At 72.8% G+C, this 16108-nt stretch carries 13 protein-coding genes and 1 pseudogene; 9 read left to right on the top strand and 5 right to left on the bottom strand.

All coding sequences use genetic code 11. The features are described 5' to 3' along the window. Position 1 precedes the first annotated feature (1 nt). The 3 genes from cmk (at position 2) to der (ending at position 2899) form a co-directional block, all read left to right on the top strand. Positions 2 to 688 (top strand): (d)CMP kinase, encoded by a 687-nt coding sequence (gene cmk / locus C1708_RS25750; protein ID WP_106414921.1) that lies wholly within the window; start codon positions 2 to 4, stop codon positions 686 to 688. Continuing rightward, on the top strand, positions 646 to 1332 hold the full coding sequence (locus C1708_RS25755; RefSeq protein WP_106414922.1) for a lysophospholipid acyltransferase family protein: 687 nt from the start codon (positions 646 to 648) through the stop codon (positions 1330 to 1332). Before cmk ends, C1708_RS25755 begins: the two co-directional genes overlap by 43 nt. Before the next feature lie 76 nt (positions 1333 to 1408). Then, positions 1409 to 2899: a ribosome biogenesis GTPase Der gene (gene der / locus C1708_RS25760; RefSeq protein WP_106414923.1), complete on the top strand. Its 1491-nt coding sequence runs from the start codon at positions 1409 to 1411 to the stop codon at positions 2897 to 2899. 73 nt (positions 2900 to 2972) lie between these two features. On the opposite strand, the gene C1708_RS25765 is transcribed toward der, so the two are convergent. Both C1708_RS25765 and C1708_RS25770 read right to left on the bottom strand, forming a co-directional pair. Next, positions 2973 to 3347, bottom strand: coding sequence for a hypothetical protein (locus C1708_RS25765; protein WP_106414924.1), 375 nt, complete (start codon positions 3345 to 3347; stop codon positions 2973 to 2975). Between the two features lie 160 nt (positions 3348 to 3507). After that, positions 3508 to 4359, bottom strand: coding sequence for a DUF8842 C-terminal domain-containing protein (locus C1708_RS25770; protein WP_106414925.1), 852 nt, complete (start codon positions 4357 to 4359; stop codon positions 3508 to 3510). Positions 4360 to 5104: 745 nt separating this feature from the next. On the opposite strand from C1708_RS25770, the gene C1708_RS25775 reads away from it, so the two are divergent. Beyond that, on the top strand, positions 5105 to 5320 hold the full coding sequence (locus tag C1708_RS25775) for an I78 family peptidase inhibitor (RefSeq protein WP_106414926.1): 216 nt from the start codon (positions 5105 to 5107) through the stop codon (positions 5318 to 5320). Between the two features lie 64 nt (positions 5321 to 5384). On the opposite strand, the gene C1708_RS25780 is transcribed toward C1708_RS25775, so the two are convergent. Continuing rightward, complete coding sequence (locus tag C1708_RS25780; RefSeq protein WP_106414927.1) at positions 5385 to 6389, bottom strand: phosphatase PAP2 family protein; 1005 nt, start codon at positions 6387 to 6389, stop codon at positions 5385 to 5387. A 241-nt stretch (positions 6390 to 6630) separates the two neighbouring features. Beyond that, positions 6631 to 7908, bottom strand: a pseudogene (locus C1708_RS25785) (glycosyltransferase family 39 protein); the annotation flags it as partial. A 276-nt stretch (positions 7909 to 8184) separates the two neighbouring features. On the opposite strand from C1708_RS25785, the gene C1708_RS25790 reads away from it, so the two are divergent. Both C1708_RS25790 and C1708_RS25795 read left to right on the top strand, forming a co-directional pair. Beyond that, entirely contained in the window at positions 8185 to 10038 is a 1854-nt protein-coding gene (locus tag C1708_RS25790; protein WP_106414928.1) for an MFS transporter, read from the top strand. A gap of 115 nt (positions 10039 to 10153) precedes the next feature. Beyond that, positions 10154 to 11344 carry an acyl-CoA dehydrogenase family protein gene (locus tag C1708_RS25795; protein ID WP_106414929.1) on the top strand — a complete coding sequence of 397 codons (1191 nt, stop codon included), beginning with the start codon at positions 10154 to 10156 and terminating at the stop codon, positions 11342 to 11344. Positions 11345 to 11383: 39 nt separating this feature from the next. Here C1708_RS25795 and C1708_RS25800 read toward each other — a convergent pair whose 3' ends face one another. Next, positions 11384 to 11821, bottom strand: a complete 438-nt coding sequence (locus tag C1708_RS25800; protein ID WP_106414930.1) for a cell division protein SepF — start codon at positions 11819 to 11821, stop codon at positions 11384 to 11386. A 291-nt stretch (positions 11822 to 12112) separates the two neighbouring features. Between C1708_RS25800 and C1708_RS25805 the strand changes: the two genes are divergently transcribed. From C1708_RS25805 to C1708_RS25815, 3 genes are all read left to right on the top strand, one after another. Beyond that, complete coding sequence (locus tag C1708_RS25805; protein ID WP_106414931.1) at positions 12113 to 13273, top strand: DUF5685 family protein; 1161 nt, start codon at positions 12113 to 12115, stop codon at positions 13271 to 13273. A 314-nt stretch (positions 13274 to 13587) separates the two neighbouring features. Beyond that, positions 13588 to 14493, top strand: a complete 906-nt coding sequence (locus C1708_RS25810) for a S1 family peptidase (RefSeq protein WP_106414932.1) — start codon at positions 13588 to 13590, stop codon at positions 14491 to 14493. A gap of 457 nt (positions 14494 to 14950) precedes the next feature. Further along, positions 14951 to 16033, top strand: coding sequence for a S1 family peptidase (locus tag C1708_RS25815; RefSeq protein WP_106414933.1), 1083 nt, complete (start codon positions 14951 to 14953; stop codon positions 16031 to 16033). Positions 16034 to 16108 lie beyond the last annotated feature (75 nt).

Genomic DNA, 16108 nt, shown 5'->3' on the forward strand with positions numbered 1-16108 from the left:
CGTGGAAAACGGCGCCGCCAAGCCCGTGATCGTCGCCATCGACGGTCCCTCCGGCACGGGCAAGTCGAGCACGTCGAAGGCCGTGGCGGCGCAGCTCGGCCTGAGCTACCTGGACACCGGCGCCCAGTACCGGGCGATCACCTGGTGGATGGTGAACAACGGCGTCGACATAGCGGACGCGGCCGCGGTCGCCGCCGCGGCCGCCAAGCCCGACATCCTCTCCGGCACCGACCCCACGGAGCCGACGATCACCGTCGACGGCGTGGACGTGGCCGGACCGATCCGCGAGCAGGACGTCACCTCCAAGGTCAGCGCGGTCAGCGCGGTGCCCGAGGTGCGCGCCCGGATCACCGAGCTGCAGCGCGCCATCGCCGCGTCCGCCGTCACCGGCATCGTCGTCGAGGGCCGCGACATCGGCACCACGGTGCTCCCCGACGCCGACCTGAAGATCTTCCTCACCGCCTCCCCGGAGGCCCGCGCCGCCCGCCGCAGCGGCGAGCTCAAGGGCGCCGACCTGCACAGCACCCGCGAGGCCCTGATCAAGCGGGACGCGGCCGACTCCAGCCGCAAGACCTCCCCGCTGGCCAAGGCCGACGACGCCGTCGAGGTGGACACCACCGACCTGACCCTGCAGCAGGTCATCGAATGCGTCGTCACCCTCGTCGAGGAGAAGCGGGCGGGGAAGTGACCGACGTTCCCTCGCCGCGGGGCGCCGAGGTCGGGCGGCGCATCGGCGTCGGCCTGATGTACGGGCTGTGGAAGCCGCGGGTGCTGGGCTCCTGGCGGGTCCCCGCGGCCGGCCCGGTGATCCTCGCCGTCAACCACGCGCACAACATCGACGGGCCCATGGTCATGGGCGTGGCGCCCCGGCCGACGCACTTCCTGATCAAGAAGGAGGCGTTCGTCGGCCCGCTCGACCCGTTCCTGACCGGCATCGGCCAGGTGAAGGTCGACCGGGACACCACCGACCGCACGGCGATCTCCCGGGCGCTGGGCGTGCTGGGACAGGGCGGCGTCCTCGGCATCTTCCCCGAGGGCACCCGCGGCGAGGGCGACTTCGCCTCGATCCGCGCCGGGCTCGCGTACTTCGCGGTGCGCAGCGGGGCGCCGATCGTGCCGGTCGCCGTCCTGGGAAGTTCCGGCCGGCCCGGCCGGTTGATAAAGGCACTGCCCCCGCTGCGCTCCCGCGTCGACGTCGTCTTCGGCGACCCGTTCGACGCGGGCGACGGCAGCGGGAGACGTACGCGCAAGGCGCTGGACGAGGCCACGGAACGCATCCAGAAGCAGCTCACGGCCCACCTGGAAAACGCCAGGCGTCTCACCGGCCGCTGAGCGACACTTGAGTAGTGGATCTCCGTCCCGCGGGGGTTCCACCGATCACCACGATGAACGACGAGGTACGGACTTCATGAACGACCACATCGAGCCCGACGGCTCGGACGCGCACGACGCTGCGCACGAGCACGATCACGGGGCGCTGGGCGATGCCGAGTTCGCGGAGTTCATGGAGCTCGCCGCGGAGGAGGGCTTCGACCTCGAGGACGTCGAGGGCGCCATCGAGGCGGCGGGCCACGGCCCGCTCCCGGTGCTCGCCGTCGTCGGCCGCCCCAATGTCGGCAAGTCGACCCTGGTGAACCGCATCATCGGCCGCCGTGAGGCGGTCGTCGAGGACAAGCCGGGCGTCACCCGTGACCGCGTCACCTACGAGGCCGAGTGGGCGGGCCGCCGCTTCAAGGTCGTCGACACCGGCGGCTGGGAGCAGGACGTCCTCGGCATCGACGCCTCCGTCGCCGCGCAGGCCGAGTACGCCATCGAGGCGGCCGACGCGGTCGTCTTCGTGGTGGACGCCAAGGTCGGCGCCACGGACACCGACGAGGCCGTCGTCCGCCTGCTGCGCAAGGCGGGCAAGCCGGTCGTGCTGTGCGCCAACAAGGTGGACGGCCCGAGCGGCGAGGCCGACGCCGCCTCCCTGTGGTCCCTGGGCCTGGGCGAGCCGCACCCGGTCTCCGCGCTGCACGGCCGGGGCACCGGCGACATGCTGGACCAGGTCCTCGAGGCGCTGCCCGAGGCCCCCGCGCAGACCTTCGGCACGGCCGTCGGCGGCCCGCGCCGCGTCGCCCTGATCGGCCGGCCCAACGTCGGCAAGTCCTCGCTGCTGAACAAGGTCGCGGGGGAGGAGCGGGTCGTCGTCAACGAACTTGCCGGCACCACCCGCGACCCGGTCGACGAGATGATCGAACTGGGCGGCAAGACCTGGAAGTTCGTCGACACGGCGGGCATCCGCAAGCGGGTCCACCTCCAGCAGGGCGCCGACTACTACGCCTCGCTGCGCACCGCCGCGGCCGTCGAGAAGGCGGAGGTGGCCGTGGTCCTCATCGACGCCTCCGAGTCCATCTCGGTGCAGGACCAGCGCATCGTCACCATGGCCGTCGAGGCGGGCCGCGCGCTCGTCCTCGCCTTCAACAAGTGGGACACCCTCGACGAGGAGCGCCGCTACTACCTGGAGCGGGAGATCGAGACGGAGCTCGGCCAGGTGGCGTGGGCGCCGCGGGTCAACGTCTCGGCACGCACCGGCCGCCACATGGAGAAGCTGGTCCCGGCGATCGAGAGCGCGCTGGCGGGCTGGGAGACCCGGGTCCCGACGGGCCGCCTGAACGCCTTCCTCGGCGAGCTGGTCGCCGCCCACCCGCACCCGGTGCGGGGCGGCAAGCAGCCGCGCATCCTGTTCGGCACCCAGGCCGGCACCAAGCCGCCGCGGTTCGTGCTGTTCGCCTCCGGCTTCATCGAGGCGGGCTACCGGCGCTTCATCGAGCGCCGGCTGCGCGAGGAGTTCGGCTTCGAGGGGACGCCGATCCACATCTCGGTGCGGGTGCGGGAGAAGCGCGGGCGGAAGAAGTAGCCGCCTGCGGCTGGACGTGACGAGGGGGGCGGTCCCGCGGGACCGCCCCCCTCGGTCTGTCTGCCGCGCTGCGTCAGACCCCGCTGCGGGGGGCCGGGGGCAGTCCGGCCGGCACGTGGTGCATCTCGTTCGCCCCGCGCCCGACCGTTCCCACACGCTGCCACTGCGGCGGTTCCACGGCGGGCCGGCTGAGGGAGGCGGTGAACGATCCGGGGCTGTGGTCCCGGTACGCGCCCGTACTGTGCGGGATGTTCCCGAAGGCGGTGAAGCCCCAGTCCTCCTCGCCGCTGCGGTCACCCGGCAGCGTGCGGAAGGACTTGACGTACTCGGCGTAGAGAGCGTCGTAGATCGGTGTGGCCGAGTGGCCGCTCCGGGAGTCCTGCGCCGGGCGCGCGGGGGCGGGGACCGAGGCGAGGGACTGGCGGCGGGGAGCGTCATATGCGTGCACGTATGTCCAAACGACCCCGTGCCACAAGGGATGCGGCCCACCCCGAGTTTTCGCAGGCCGCACCCCCGGTCCGCCGTCAGGGGCGGGGGAACCGCGCGACCGGACCCCGCGCGCCGTCAGCCGGCGTGCTTCGAGAAGCGACGGCCGCCGAATCGCCGCATCAGATCCCCGCGAGCGGCAACGCCGCAGCCACCAGCTTCCCGTTGGCCGCGGCCTTGTCCAGCGCATCGCGCATCAGATCTTCACGGGGCTGTCGCCCGATGGAGCCGACGGGAGCGGCGAACATCAGCACCTGCTGGTGCTTGTTCGCCGCCGCCCGCCACCCGTCGGTGACCTGAAGCGGCTGGTGCGCCTGCCACCAGGCCACCGGACGGCCGCCGTTCGGGTTCGGCTGGAGCACGGCGTGCAGCTGCCCAGCGGCGAGCAGCACCGACCACCCGTGCAGCACCGGCGGCACGGCGGCCAGCTCGGTCAGCGGCATGAAGCCCTGCTCGATCAGCAGCGGCAGGAAGTCGTCGCCGGGGCCGAGCGTGCCGGGCCGGGCGACCGGGGCGGTCGGCTCGACCACCAGGGCCGGGTGCAGCTCGTCCTGGACGAGCACCAGTCCGCTGGTCACCCTGAGCACCGCCTGCTCGGGCACGAGGTTCGGGGGCTGCTGGTGCTGGTGCTGGTGCGGATGCGGCTGCGGGGCCTGCTGCTGGACCGGTTGCTGAGCCTGCTGCTGCGGCTCCGCCCCGGTGCCGCCGATGGCCCGCACGGCGCCCTGGAGCTGTTCCTCGGTGACCTGGACGACCTGCGAGGGCAGGCAGGTGGCGTGGGCGAAGGCGAGCACGGCGGTCTCGTCGCCGACGAACAGGACGGTGCTGGTGCGCTCCTGCTCCGAGTCGCCCGGGGTACGGCAGGAGGTGCAGTCGTAACTGCCCGGAGCGGACTCTCCGGCGAGCAGGCGGGCTGCTTCTTCGTCGCCGATCTCGGCGCGTACCTCGTCGCTGACGTCGAGCATGCGCGGCACGGGTGGCTCCCTCGGGATGCGGTGCGTGGCGAGGCCGGGTGGCTCCCGGCCCGTGGTCCGGGTGGGTCCCGGCTCATGAAGAAGACAACGGGCGATCCGTGGGGGGAGTCACGCCTCGCGGCGAACGGAATCGAACCATCCAGCACACAGGGCCACAGCCGGTGCGGAACGTGACATTCAGTGTCAACTGACCACTTGGGAAAGGGGTTTGGCCGGGGGAAGTGACGCACGGCCCACCCAGTGGCGTGGTCGACAAATCCGGAAATCACGCAATGAAATGGGTGGCCGAAAGTCGCCGGTGCTTCGAGTGTTCCCGACGGGCCGGACATGAGCCCCGTCCCTCGGGCAGGACCTCCGTGCCGGCATGCGCCGACAGCATCCGCCGGCGCGATGTCCGTGTGGCGACCGCCGCCGCCGAGGGCGCGGCGCGTCATGTGGCGGAATTGGGCATGTCTCGTACACATGGGCTTCACAGGCCGACCGGGCCCGGCCGGGAATGCGCTGCGAAGACGCGCCGGAATACCTCACGCGACACATTTCTCACGAGGTTTGTCAGGGCGGCGACCCGGTATCGGGAATTCCCTCCGAATGCCTGTGGGCGGAGGAGCGGAACCGCCCTTTCGGGTGACCGCCGCCCGTACGGAGCCGTCGTGATCCTGTGACACAAGTGTGACCGCGCACGGTCCTGGCCCCTGGCCGCCGGCGCGGACTTCCCCGTTTCGGGGCCAGGGCATAGCGTGGCCGCATGGCACCCATTCCGACACCCCCCACGGAGCCCCGCGACGATCCGGACGCCTATGTCGGCCTCGCCGCCGACCGGGCCGAGCACCTCGCGCGTGAGCGCGGCTGGTCCTCGGTGCGGGCCCTGGAGCCGGGGACGATCGTCACCATGGAGTACCGCGTGGGCCGGCTGAACTTCGAGGTGAGGGGCGGCCGGGTGGCGCGGGCCTGGAAGGGCTGAGACACGTCGACGGCCCCGGATCCTCCGCGGAGGATCCGGGGCCGTCGACACGTCCGGGAGGCCGTCAGGGACGCTGCGCCGGTGTCGTCCCGCGCGGGTGGCGGTCGGTGTGCTGCGGCCGCCTGCTGCCCGCGGGAGTCACCGGGGAGCGCTCGGAGCGGCTGGTGTGCGGGCCGGGCGCGAGGTAGACCGGTGACCGGGGTGCGCGCCCGGCGGGGACCGTCTCGTGCACCGTGTCGGCGGCGCGCTCGGCGAGCGGCCGGACCACGACGGGCCGCCCTGCCGGGGCGGGCGCCGGGGCCTTGGCCCCGCGGCGGTCGAGCAGCCGGTCCCGCAGGGCGAGGATCCGCGCCTCGGTCCGCGCGATCAGCGGCTCGAACCAGGGCAGCGCCAGCAGGATCAGCAGGCCCGCCGCCCAGCCCAGCAGCACGTCGCTCAGCCAGTGGGTGCCGATGTACACGGTGGACAGGCCGACGCCCAGGGACGTCACCGCGGACAGCGCCGACAGCCATCGGCGGGCCCGTGGCGTGGAGGCCATATAGGCCAGGATGCCCCAGGTCACCACGGCGTTCGCGGTGTGGCCGCTGGGAAATATATCGCCGCCGAGCCACATCTCGTTCGAGCCGATCTCGGTCGCGTAGTGCGGTCCGAGGCGCCCCATGCCGTACTTCGCGGCCCCCACCGTGACGTTGAGCAGCAGCAGGGAGACGCCGAGGGCGAGCAGCGGACGCAGGGTGTGCTGCCGCCAGGAGCGCCAGCCCAGCCAGGCGGCGACCATCACGGCGGTGGGGCCGCGCTGGCCCAGCACCACGTAGTAGTCGACGAAGGCGTGCAGCTCCGGCCACTGCTGGTAGGGGCGGAAGAACATGAGCCGCCAGTCCAGACGGACCAGCCAGGAGGTGACCACCACGGCCCACACGATCGCCGCGTAGAAGGCCAGGGTCGCGCCGAGGAGCACGATCCGGTGCCGGCTCATTCGCGGCATGCCGACGTGGGCCGGTCGCTCCGGCTCACGGTCCAGCCTCGCGAACACCCGGTCCAGACGGGTGTGACTCCGATCGGTACGCACCCAATCGACGTTACAGCGAGTGAGTGCGCAACCCCGACGATTCAGCGGCTTTGTGATGACGATGTGATGTGGCATTCCTCTCAGCCGGTCCTTTATTTCCGGCGAATCCGAACTCCCGCGCGCAATTGTTTTGGTCATGCCGTGCGCCCGGTTTATCGGCCTTCCGAAATGGTTCACCCGGGGCTCGTGCGCAATTCTCCCGCCGCTCACCGGCCGGCCGTGCGGGGGGGGGGGGGGATCGGGGCGGTCCCGACCCGTTGAGCCAGAAGGCGCCGTACGCCGCTGAGGCCGCCGCGACCGCCGCCAGCCCCGCCGCGAGCGGGCGCGTCCGCGCCCGGGCCAGGACCAGGGCGAGCGGCAGGAGCAGCGGGAAGGCCGGCATCAGCAGCCGCGGTTTCGACCCGAAGTAGCTCGACGCGCACAGGGCGAGCGCGGTCACCGTGCCGGCGTACACCAGCAGCGGGAGCGGCTGGCGCTGCCGTACGCAGAGGACGTAGAGCCAGATCACCAGGGCCACGCCGAGGAGCAGCGCGATCCCGGCGAGGGCCGACGGGAACGACGTGAACCTGTCGGCGACGAACCGGGCGAAGGCGTAGCCGCCGTCGAAGCCGTTGCGCCAGCCGGCCTGCACGTCCAGATAGCCCAGCGGGCCGCCCCCGGTCCGCTGTCCGACCCACAGCACGTAACCGGCGGCTCCGAGGGGCGCGAGCAGCATCCCGGACACCCGGCGCAGGCGCACACCGGGGGCGGGCGGCCTTGGCGGGGCGCCGTCCGGCGCGCCCGTACGCGGCGCGCGCGGCGGCGGGCCGGCGCGGCCGCCGCCGCGGGCGCCGTCCCCCGGTAGCGCACTGCCGTCCCCCACGAAGGAGGCACCGGAGCGCTCCCGCAGGAAGGCGGCGACACCGGCCGCCCACACCGCCGCGACCACCGCGAGCCCCACCGGCCGGGTCAGCCCCGCCAGGCCCGCCAGCAGGCCCGCCGTCACCCAGCGCCCCGTCAGCACCGCGTACAGCGCCCAGGCCGCCAGCGCCGTGAACAGCGACTCGCTGTACGCCATCGACTGCACGACCCCGACCGGCAGCACCGCCCACAGCAGCACCGCGCACACCCCGGCCCGCCGCCCGTACAGGTGGTCGGCCACGGCGAAGATCCCCCAGGCCGCGGCGAGCGAGGCGAGCAGGCTCACCACGAACCCGCCGTCGGCGTACGACAGCGGGGACACCGCCGCGGCCAGCCGCTCCAGCCACGGCAGCAGCGGGAAGAACGCCAGGTTGGAGTGCACGTCGCCGTTGGGCAGCCGCACCTCGTAGCCGTACCCCAGCTCGGCCACCCTCGTGTACCAGAGGGAGTCCCAGCGGGCGGTCAGCAAGGTGTACGCGCTCTTGCCGCGCGCCTCGCTCCACAGGGCCAGGACGGCCAGGCCCAGGGCGCGCACGGCGGTGTACCCGAGGAGCGCCGGGGCGGCCCGGCGCAGAACTCCGGGGCGGGCCGCGGCGGCACGCGTCTCGAGATCGGTCACGCGCCGATTATCGACCCGGCCCGGAACCGGCCCGCCCACGACGGCGTGCGCACCGGGCGGGAAGGAGCGGGCGGGGGAGTGGCGTACGCCACACCGATCGGCCGCGGGGTTGAGAGGTCCGCCACTCGACCTCAGCGTTCACTCGCGTACTCTGACGTGTCACTCGCCGTTCGCCGCGCGGGCCGGGGGCGACCGCTCCGCTCCGGCCGAGACACGGGGGAGTCCCCCACCCCGTGCGCCCGCGGTACCGCGAGGGAACTTCTGGGAGGTACGTACATGTCCGGGACGACCACGGCCGCCGCGCTGCGCCGTAGGGCGGCCGGGGCCGGTGCCAACCGGTGGGTGGTGCTCGTCGTCCTCTGCGTCAGCCTGCTGCTGGTCGCCGTCGACGCCACCGTGCTGCACGTGGCCGTCCCCGCCGTCACCGAGGACCTCAAGCCCGGCGCGGTGGAACTGCTCTGGATCGTCGACGCCTATCCGCTGGTCTGCGCCTCGCTGCTCATCCTGTTCGGCACCCTGGGCGACCGGGTCGGCCGCAGACGCGTCCTCCTCCTCGGCTACGCCCTGTTCGGCGTCGCCTCGGCCATGGCGGCCTTCGCGGACGACGCCCATCTGCTGATCGCGGCGCGGGCGCTGCTCGGCGTCGGCGGCGCGATGATCATGCCGGCCACGCTGTCGATCCTGCGCCAGGTCTTCCCCGACCGCCGCGAGCGGGCGCTCGCCATCGGCGTCTGGAGCGCCGTCGCCGCCGTGGGCGCCGCGGTCGGACCGCTGCTCGGCGGCTTCCTGCTGGAGCACTTCTGGTGGGGCTCGGTCTTCCTGGTCAACATCCCCCTGATGCTGGTCAGTCTGCCCGTCGGGCGGATCCTGCTGCCCGAGTCGAAGGGCGACGGCGACGGCCCCTGGGACGTGGCCGGTGCGCTGACGGCCGCCGCCGGACTCTTCGCGCTGGTCCTCGGCGTGAAGCGGCTCGGCACCGGCGAACTCGGCCCGGGCACGCTCGTGCCGTCGGCCGCCGGGGCCGCGTTGCTGGTGCTGTTCGTCCGCCGGCAGCGGCGCCGCGAGCATCCGCTGCTCGACCTGCGGATGTTCTCCCGGCCCGCGTTCAGCACCTCGGTCGGCTGCATCGTGCTGGCCATGCTCGCCCTGGTGGGCCTCGAACTGATCGCCGCGCAGTACCTCCAGCTCGTGCTGGGGCTGTCCCCGCTGGAGACCGGACTGCGGCTGGTGCCGCTCACCTTCGCGGCGATGGCCGCGGGCCTGGCGGGCGCGCGGATGCTGCGCCGGTTCGGCCCCCGGCGCATGGTCTCGTACGGCTTCTGCCTCACGGCCGGGGCGGTGCTGCTGCTGACGGCGATGGGCAGCCAGGACAACGCCCCGCTGCTGCTCTGCGGGTTCGTGCTGCTCGGCTTCGGCCTGGAGACCACCCTGTTCGGCGCGTACGAGTCGATGCTCAGCGAGGCGCCGCAGGAACAGGCCGGCGGGGCGGCGGCGATCGGCGAGACGTCCTACCAGTTCGGCGCCGGCATCGGCATCGCGCTGCTCGGCAGCGTGATGAACGCGGCCTACGCGCCCGGCCTCTCCCAGGTTCCCGGGGTGCCCGCCGCGGCGTCCGCCGCGGCGGCGCACTCGCTGGGCGAGGCGTACGAGGTGGCGGCCCGGCTCGGCGGTCCCGCGGGGGAGGCGCTGCGCCACGCCGCGCGCCACGCCTTCGTGCACGGCCTGCATGTGACGCTCCTGGTCAGCGCGGGCCTGCTGCTGGCCGGCGCGGCGATGGCCCTGCGCCTGCCCCGCCTGATGCACTGCGACCCCGCCCCGGAGACCCCCTCGGGGGCACCCCCCGCATCCGCCTTGCCGACCGTCCCCGAGGCCGCATCCGGTGCTGCCCCCGACGTCCCCTCCGGGGCTGTCCCCGGGGCCGGGTCCGGTCCCGGAGCCGGCCGGGAGGCCGGCGCGGGTGCCGTTTCCGGGGCTGTCCCCGGCGCCTCCGGGACCGGCGCCGTTCCCGGGGCCGCCGACGGAGCGGGCTCCGGAGCCGGCCCCGAGGCGGCTCCCGGCGCCGGCGCCGGGAGCGGACCCGTGCACATGCCCGCGCAGCGGGAGTCCCGCGGGCCCGGCGTGAGGGTGTGAGGCGCGCACCACGGGCCGGGGTGGACGGCGGAGGAACCGCGCCGTAACGTCGGCCCGAGCCCGACTGGCAGTGCTAGTCGACGTACCGGATGACCAGCCCCCGGAGGGTGCCCCCATGGCCGCGTCCGCGAAGCCGCCCGCGTTCGACCCCGCCGACCCGCTCGGCCTCGACGACCTGCTGGAGCCGGAGGACCTGGCGATCCGGGACACGGTGCGCGGCTGGGCGGCGGACCGCGTGCTGCCGTACGTGGCGGACTGGTACGAGAAGGGCGAGCTGCCCGGCATCCGGGAGCTGGCCCGGGAGCTCGGCGGGATCGGCGCGCTCGGCATGTCCCTCGACGGCTACGGGTGCGCGGGCGCGAGCGCCGTCCAGTACGGGCTGGCCTGCCTGGAACTGGAGGCGGCCGACTCCGGCATCCGTTCCCTGGTCTCCGTGCAGGGCTCCCTCGCCATGTACGCCATCCACCGCTTCGGCAGCGAGGAGCAGAAGCGGCACTGGCTGCCGCGGATGGCGTCCGGCGAGGTCATCGGCTGCTTCGGGCTGACCGAGCCCGACCACGGCTCCGACCCGGGCTCGATGCGCGCCTACGCCAAGAAGGACGGCGCCGACTGGGTGCTGAACGGCCGGAAGATGTGGATCACCAACGGGTCCGTGGCCGGGGTCGCCGTGGTGTGGGCGCAGACCGACGAGGGCATCCGCGGCTTCGCCGTGCCCACCGACACCCCGGGTTTCTCGGCGCCGGAGATCACGCACAAGTGGTCCCTGCGCGCCTCCGTCACCAGCGAACTCGTCATGGACGACGTACGGCTGCCCGCCGACGCGGTGCTGCCGGAGGTGACCGGGCTCAAGGGGCCGCTGAGCTGTCTGTCGCACGCCCGGTACGGCATCGTGTGGGGCGCGATGGGCGCCGCGCGCAGCTGCTTCGAGGCGGCGGTCGACTACGCGAAGTCACGGGAGCAGTTCGGGCGGCCCATCGGCGGCTTCCAGCTCACCCAGGCCAAACTCGCCGACATGGCGGTGGAACTGCACAAGGGGATCCTGCTCGCCCACCATCTGGGTCGGCGGATGGACGCCGGCCGCCTGCGTCCCGAGCAGGTCAGCTTCGGCAAACTCAACAACGTGCGCGAGGCGATCGAGATCTGCCGTACGGCCCGGACCGTTCTCGGGGCCAACGGGATCTCACTGGAGTACCCGGTGATGCGGCACGCGACGAACCTGGAGTCGGTGCTCACCTACGAGGGCACCGTGGAGATGCACCAGCTCGTGCTGGGCAAGGCGCTCACCGGGATCGACGCGTTCCGGTAGGCCGGCCCGCGGGGGCGGGGCCGGCTGAGCGGCCCCGCCTCAGCTCTGGTTGAAGAAACCGTCGGTGCGGTGCGCGGCCGGCTCGCCGCTGACCACCTCGGTGTCGGAGGGGCTGAGCAGGAACACCCGGTTGGAGACCCGCTCGATGGTGCCGCGCAGACCGAAGATCAGGCCCGCCGCGAAGTCGACGACGCGCTTGGCGTCGCCGGCGTCCATGGCCGTGAGGTTGATGATGACCGGCACGCCCTCGCGGAACAGCTCACCGATGGCGCGGGCGTCCCGGAAGCTGTCCGGGGTGACCGTGCCGATCCGGCGGCCCCGCTCCTCGGCGGCGTCCGCGGCCACCCTGACCCGCGGATCGGTGACCCAGGCATCCCCGGGCTCGTTCCCGTCGGAGTAGTCGTCGTCGTAGTAACGCTCGTCTTCGTTGTCGTCGACGAGGCCAAGCCAGGCACTCGCCTTGCGTACCGATCCCATGGACGCCTCCTCTCACAGCGGTCTTTCGTGCTTTCCGCATCCCTATGGTCGTCCATGATGCGGAGGGTGCGCCAAGTGGATAGACGCCGCGCGGGGGGTTTGTGACGGTACTGGTGCACAGCGGATCCGTCGAGAGTCCTGGTTTCCCAAGGGCCTTGACGCAAACGGATGCTGACTGTGAGTGAAATATGATTCTACGCGGCGTACGGGTGATGAAGGGCGCATCCGGGTGAACGCCGCGACCGGTACGATGCCGCAGCTGAACGTCGTACGCATGCACGGGGGAACGTCGTGTTCGGGATCGTCAGGCCCTGCCGTCACCGGCTGGGCGAGAAACTCACCGCCCAGTGGACCGCCCATCTCTGCGGGCTGTGCCTGGCCCTGCGCGGGGACCATGGGCAGCTCGCGCGGATCGTCACCAACTACGACGGACTGCTGATATCCGTTCTGACGGAGGCTCAGTCGGATTCCGGCGGCGGCAGGGGCCGCCGTACCGCCGGCCCCTGTCCGCTGCGCGGCATGCGGACCGCGTCCGTCGCCCACGGCGAGGGCGCGCGGCTGGCCGCCGCCGTCTCCCTCGTGCTCGCCTCCGCCAAGGTGCGCGACCATGTCGCCGACGGGGACGGACTGCTGGCCCGCCGTCCCGTCGCGCTCGCCGCGCGCCGGGTCGCGGCGAGCTGGGACCGCGCGGGCGCCCGGACCGGCTCCGACGTCGGGTTCGACACCGCGGTCCTGGTCGATGCGGTGGACCGGCAGGCCGGCATCGAGTCGCTGGCCGGACCCGGCACCCCGATCCTCACCGTGACCGAACCGACCGAGACGGCGACCGCGGCGGCCTTCGCGCACACCGCGGTGCTCGCCGGGCGGCCGCACAACGCCGGACCGCTCGCGGAGGCCGGGCGCCTCTTCGGACGGCTCGCGCATCTGCTGGACGCCGTGGAGGACCGGGAGGCCGACGCCGTCTCCGGCGCCTGGAACCCGCTCACCGCCACGGGCACCTCGCTCACGGAGGCCCGCCGGCTCGCCGACGACGCGGTGCACGGCATCCGGCTGGCGCTGCGTGAGGTCGAGTTCACGGACGGCGGTCTCGCCCACCGGCTTCTCGTGCATGAACTCCCCGATTCCGTCCGACGCGCTTTCGGTACGCCCTCCTGTGCCCACGGTTCGCATCCGTACGCCCCTCCGCATGCTCCCGGTGCGCCGGGCATGCCGACGCCGCCCGAACCGCCGCGCCGGGAACGGCGGGGACTGCTGGCGGGGTGCGCCGTGTGGCTGGGACTCGCCTGTACCTGCCAGCTGTGCTGCGGGACCTACGAGGATCCGTGGACGCGGGAGCGCAAGGAAGGCTGCGCCGGAAACTGCGACGGTAGTTGCTGCGAGTGCTGTGAGTGCTGCAACTGCTGCGGGGAGGACTGCTGCTGCAGCGGGTGCGACTGCGGCTGCAACTGCTGAGCGGGAGCCGGGCGTGCGCGTGCGCCCGGTCCGGCCCGTAAGCGGAATCCGGCCATCCCGATCACTGTTCGACCGGTCGTCACCCGGGTGTGACGACCGGTGATGCGGTGCCAGGAGGGGAGCAAGTCGACTACTCGTCCCTAATCCGTAGGCCAAAAGGCACCCTTGCGCCGAACGGTCGGTCGGCCGAATACTCGCCGCAGCGATTGTCAGGGGCACGTCGGGTCGGAATCCGGTCCGCCGGTCCCTGGCTGCGCCTCACCGGGCCCACAACCCCACGAGGGCCCCCAACTTCCTTTGTGGAGGAACGAAACGTGAGGATCAAGCGCACCACCCCCCGCAGCGGCATCTCGAGACGGACTCGGCTGATCGCCGTTTCCACCGGCCTCGTGGCCGCCGCCGCGATCGCGGTCCCCAGCGCGAGCGCGGCCGACACCCCCGCCACCTTCAGCTCCTCCGAGCTCAAGAGCGCGAGCAGCTCGGTGATGAAGGCCGACGTCCCGGGCACCGCCTGGGCCGTCGACAGCAAGACCAACCGGGTCGTCGTGACCGTCGACAGCACCGTCTCCCAGGCCGAGATCAACAAGATCAAGCAGCAGGCCGGGGAGAACGCCGAGGCGATCACCGTCAAGCGCACCCCGGGCAAGTTCACCAAGCTCATCCAGGGCGGCGACGCCATCTACTCGGGCACCGGCCGCTGCTCCCTCGGCTTCAACGTCCGCTCCAGCAACGGAACCGAGTACTTCCTGACCGCCGGTCACTGCACCCAGGGCTCAAGCACGTGGTACGGCAACTCCAGCCGGACCCAGGTCCTCGGCTCGACCGCCGGCACCAGCTTCCCGGGCAACGACTACGGCATCGTCCGGTACACCGGTTCCGTCAGCCGGCCCGGCACCGCGAACGGCGTGGACATCACCCGCGCGGCCACCCCGAGCGTGGGCACCACGGTCATCCGTGACGGCTCCACCACGGGCACGCACAGCGGCCGGGTCACCGCGCTCAACGCGACCGTGAACTACGGCGGCGGCGACGTCGTCTCCGGTCTCATCCAGACCACGGTCTGCGCCGAGCCCGGCGACTCCGGCGGCTCGCTCTACGGCAGCAACGGCGTCGCGTACGGTCTGACCTCCGGCGGCAGCGGCAACTGCCGGACCGGCGGCACGACCTTCTTCCAGCCGGTGACCGAGGCCCTGAGCGCCTACGGGGTCAGCCTCTACTAGGGCGGGCCCCCGGCGCCCGGCCGGTCCCGCCGTACGGCTCCCCGAGGAGCCGGCAGCCCCACGAGCCCCCGCACGCGACCCGCGTGCGGGGGCTCGTCCCTGTTCCGGGACCGGCCGGGCGCCCGTCGCGCACCGGACGGATCCCGCCCGCAGGGGGTAGATTTTCAGCCACCTGTCGAACGGTCGGTGCGCGCCGCGGGCAACCCCCGTGCGACGTTTGCAATGTGAACCGTCCCGTGTCTCCATGAACTGTCAGGACATAGGGGGCGCCCGGCCGTTGTCGTATGCGCGTCCTGAAGTCGACCTTGTGTGCTCCCCGCGGCGTTCGGAAGAGTGGGCGGCGATCAACCGGCGCGGGCGTGGCTCCTGCTGTGCTCCACCCCCGTGGCCGTACGCCTTCCGGTCCGGCGAGGTCCCCACAACCCCTCCGGGCCGTCCCCCCACAGGAGGACGTGAGGTGAAGCACCGACGCATACCCGGGCGCCGTGCCGTCATGGCGGGTGCGGGCATCGCCGCACTGGCCGCGGGCGCGGTCACCTTCCAGACTGCGAACGCCAGTGAGATCCCGGCCGACGCCGCGCCCCGGACCCTCTCGGTCCAGGCGGCCGGAAACCTCGCCTCGACGCTGCTCCGGGACCTGGGCGCCGACGCGGCGGGAACGTACTACGACGCGAAGACCGAGAGTCTCGTGGTGAACGTGCTCGACGAAACCGCGGCCGAGACCGTCGAGTCGGCCGGCGCGAAGGCCAGAGTCGTGGCGAACTCGCTCGCCGACCTGAAGGACGCGCGCGCCGCGCTCCGGCAGGACGCGACCATCCCGGGCACGTCCTGGGTGACCGACCCCGTCTCCAACAAGGTCGTCGTCACGGCGGACCGCACGGTCTCCGGGGCCGAGTGGGCCAAGCTGACCGAGGTCGCCGAAGGGCTCGGCGACACGGTGGAGCTCCAGCGCACCAAGGGGGAGTTCAAGCCCTTCGTCGCGGGCGGCGACACCATCACCGGCAACGGCGGGCGCTGCTCGCTGGGCTTCAACGTGACCAAGGGCGGCGAGCCGCACTTCCTCACCGCGGGCCACTGCACCGAGTCCGTCCCGGCCTGGTCGGACTCCTCGGGGAACGTCATCGGTGAGACCGCCGTGTCCAGCTTCCCGGGCGACGACTACGGCCTGGTCACGTACACGGCCGACGTGGCGCACCCGAGCGAGGTCAACCTCTACGACGGCTCCACGCAGGCGATCTCCGGCGCCGCCGAGGCCACCGTCGGCATGCAGGTGACCCGCAGCGGCTCCACCACCCGGGTCCACTCCGGCACGGTCACCGGCCTGGACGCCACCGTGAACTACGGCAACGGCGACATCGTCAACGGTCTGATCGAGACCGACGTGTGCGCCGAGCCCGGTGACAGCGGCGGCTCGCTCTTCTCGGGCGACAAGGCGGTCGGCCTGACCTCCGGCGGCAGCGGCGACTGCACCTCGGGCGGCACGACCTTCTTCCAGCCCGTGACCGAGGCCCTGTCGGCCACCGGTACGCGGATCGGCTGAGCCCGCTCCGGCAGCACGGCGTCCCGTCCCTCCCGCGCGGAGAGGCGGGACGTCCGCGTATCAAGGCGCCACGGG

Source organism: Streptomyces sp. DH-12, from assembly GCF_002899455.1.
GTDB lineage: Bacteria > Actinomycetota > Actinomycetes > Streptomycetales > Streptomycetaceae > Streptomyces.

What these genes read in the sequence shown, in the direction of transcription:
- C1708_RS25755 (WP_106414922.1), top strand. Translation starts at nt 646, where the DNA reads ATGCGTCGTCACCCTCGTCGAGGAGAAGCGGGCGGGGAAGTGACCGAC.
- der (WP_106414923.1), top strand. Translation starts at nt 1,409, where the DNA reads ATGAACGACCACATCGAGCCCGACGGCTCGGACGCGCACGACGCTGCG.
- C1708_RS25775 (WP_106414926.1), top strand. Translation starts at nt 5,105, where the DNA reads ATGGCACCCATTCCGACACCCCCCACGGAGCCCCGCGACGATCCGGAC.
- C1708_RS25790 (WP_106414928.1), top strand. Translation starts at nt 8,185, where the DNA reads ATGTCCGGGACGACCACGGCCGCCGCGCTGCGCCGTAGGGCGGCCGGG.
- C1708_RS25795 (WP_106414929.1), top strand. Translation starts at nt 10,154, where the DNA reads ATGGCCGCGTCCGCGAAGCCGCCCGCGTTCGACCCCGCCGACCCGCTC.
- C1708_RS25800 (WP_106414930.1), bottom strand. Translation starts at nt 11,821, where the DNA reads ATGGGATCGGTACGCAAGGCGAGTGCCTGGCTTGGCCTCGTCGACGAC.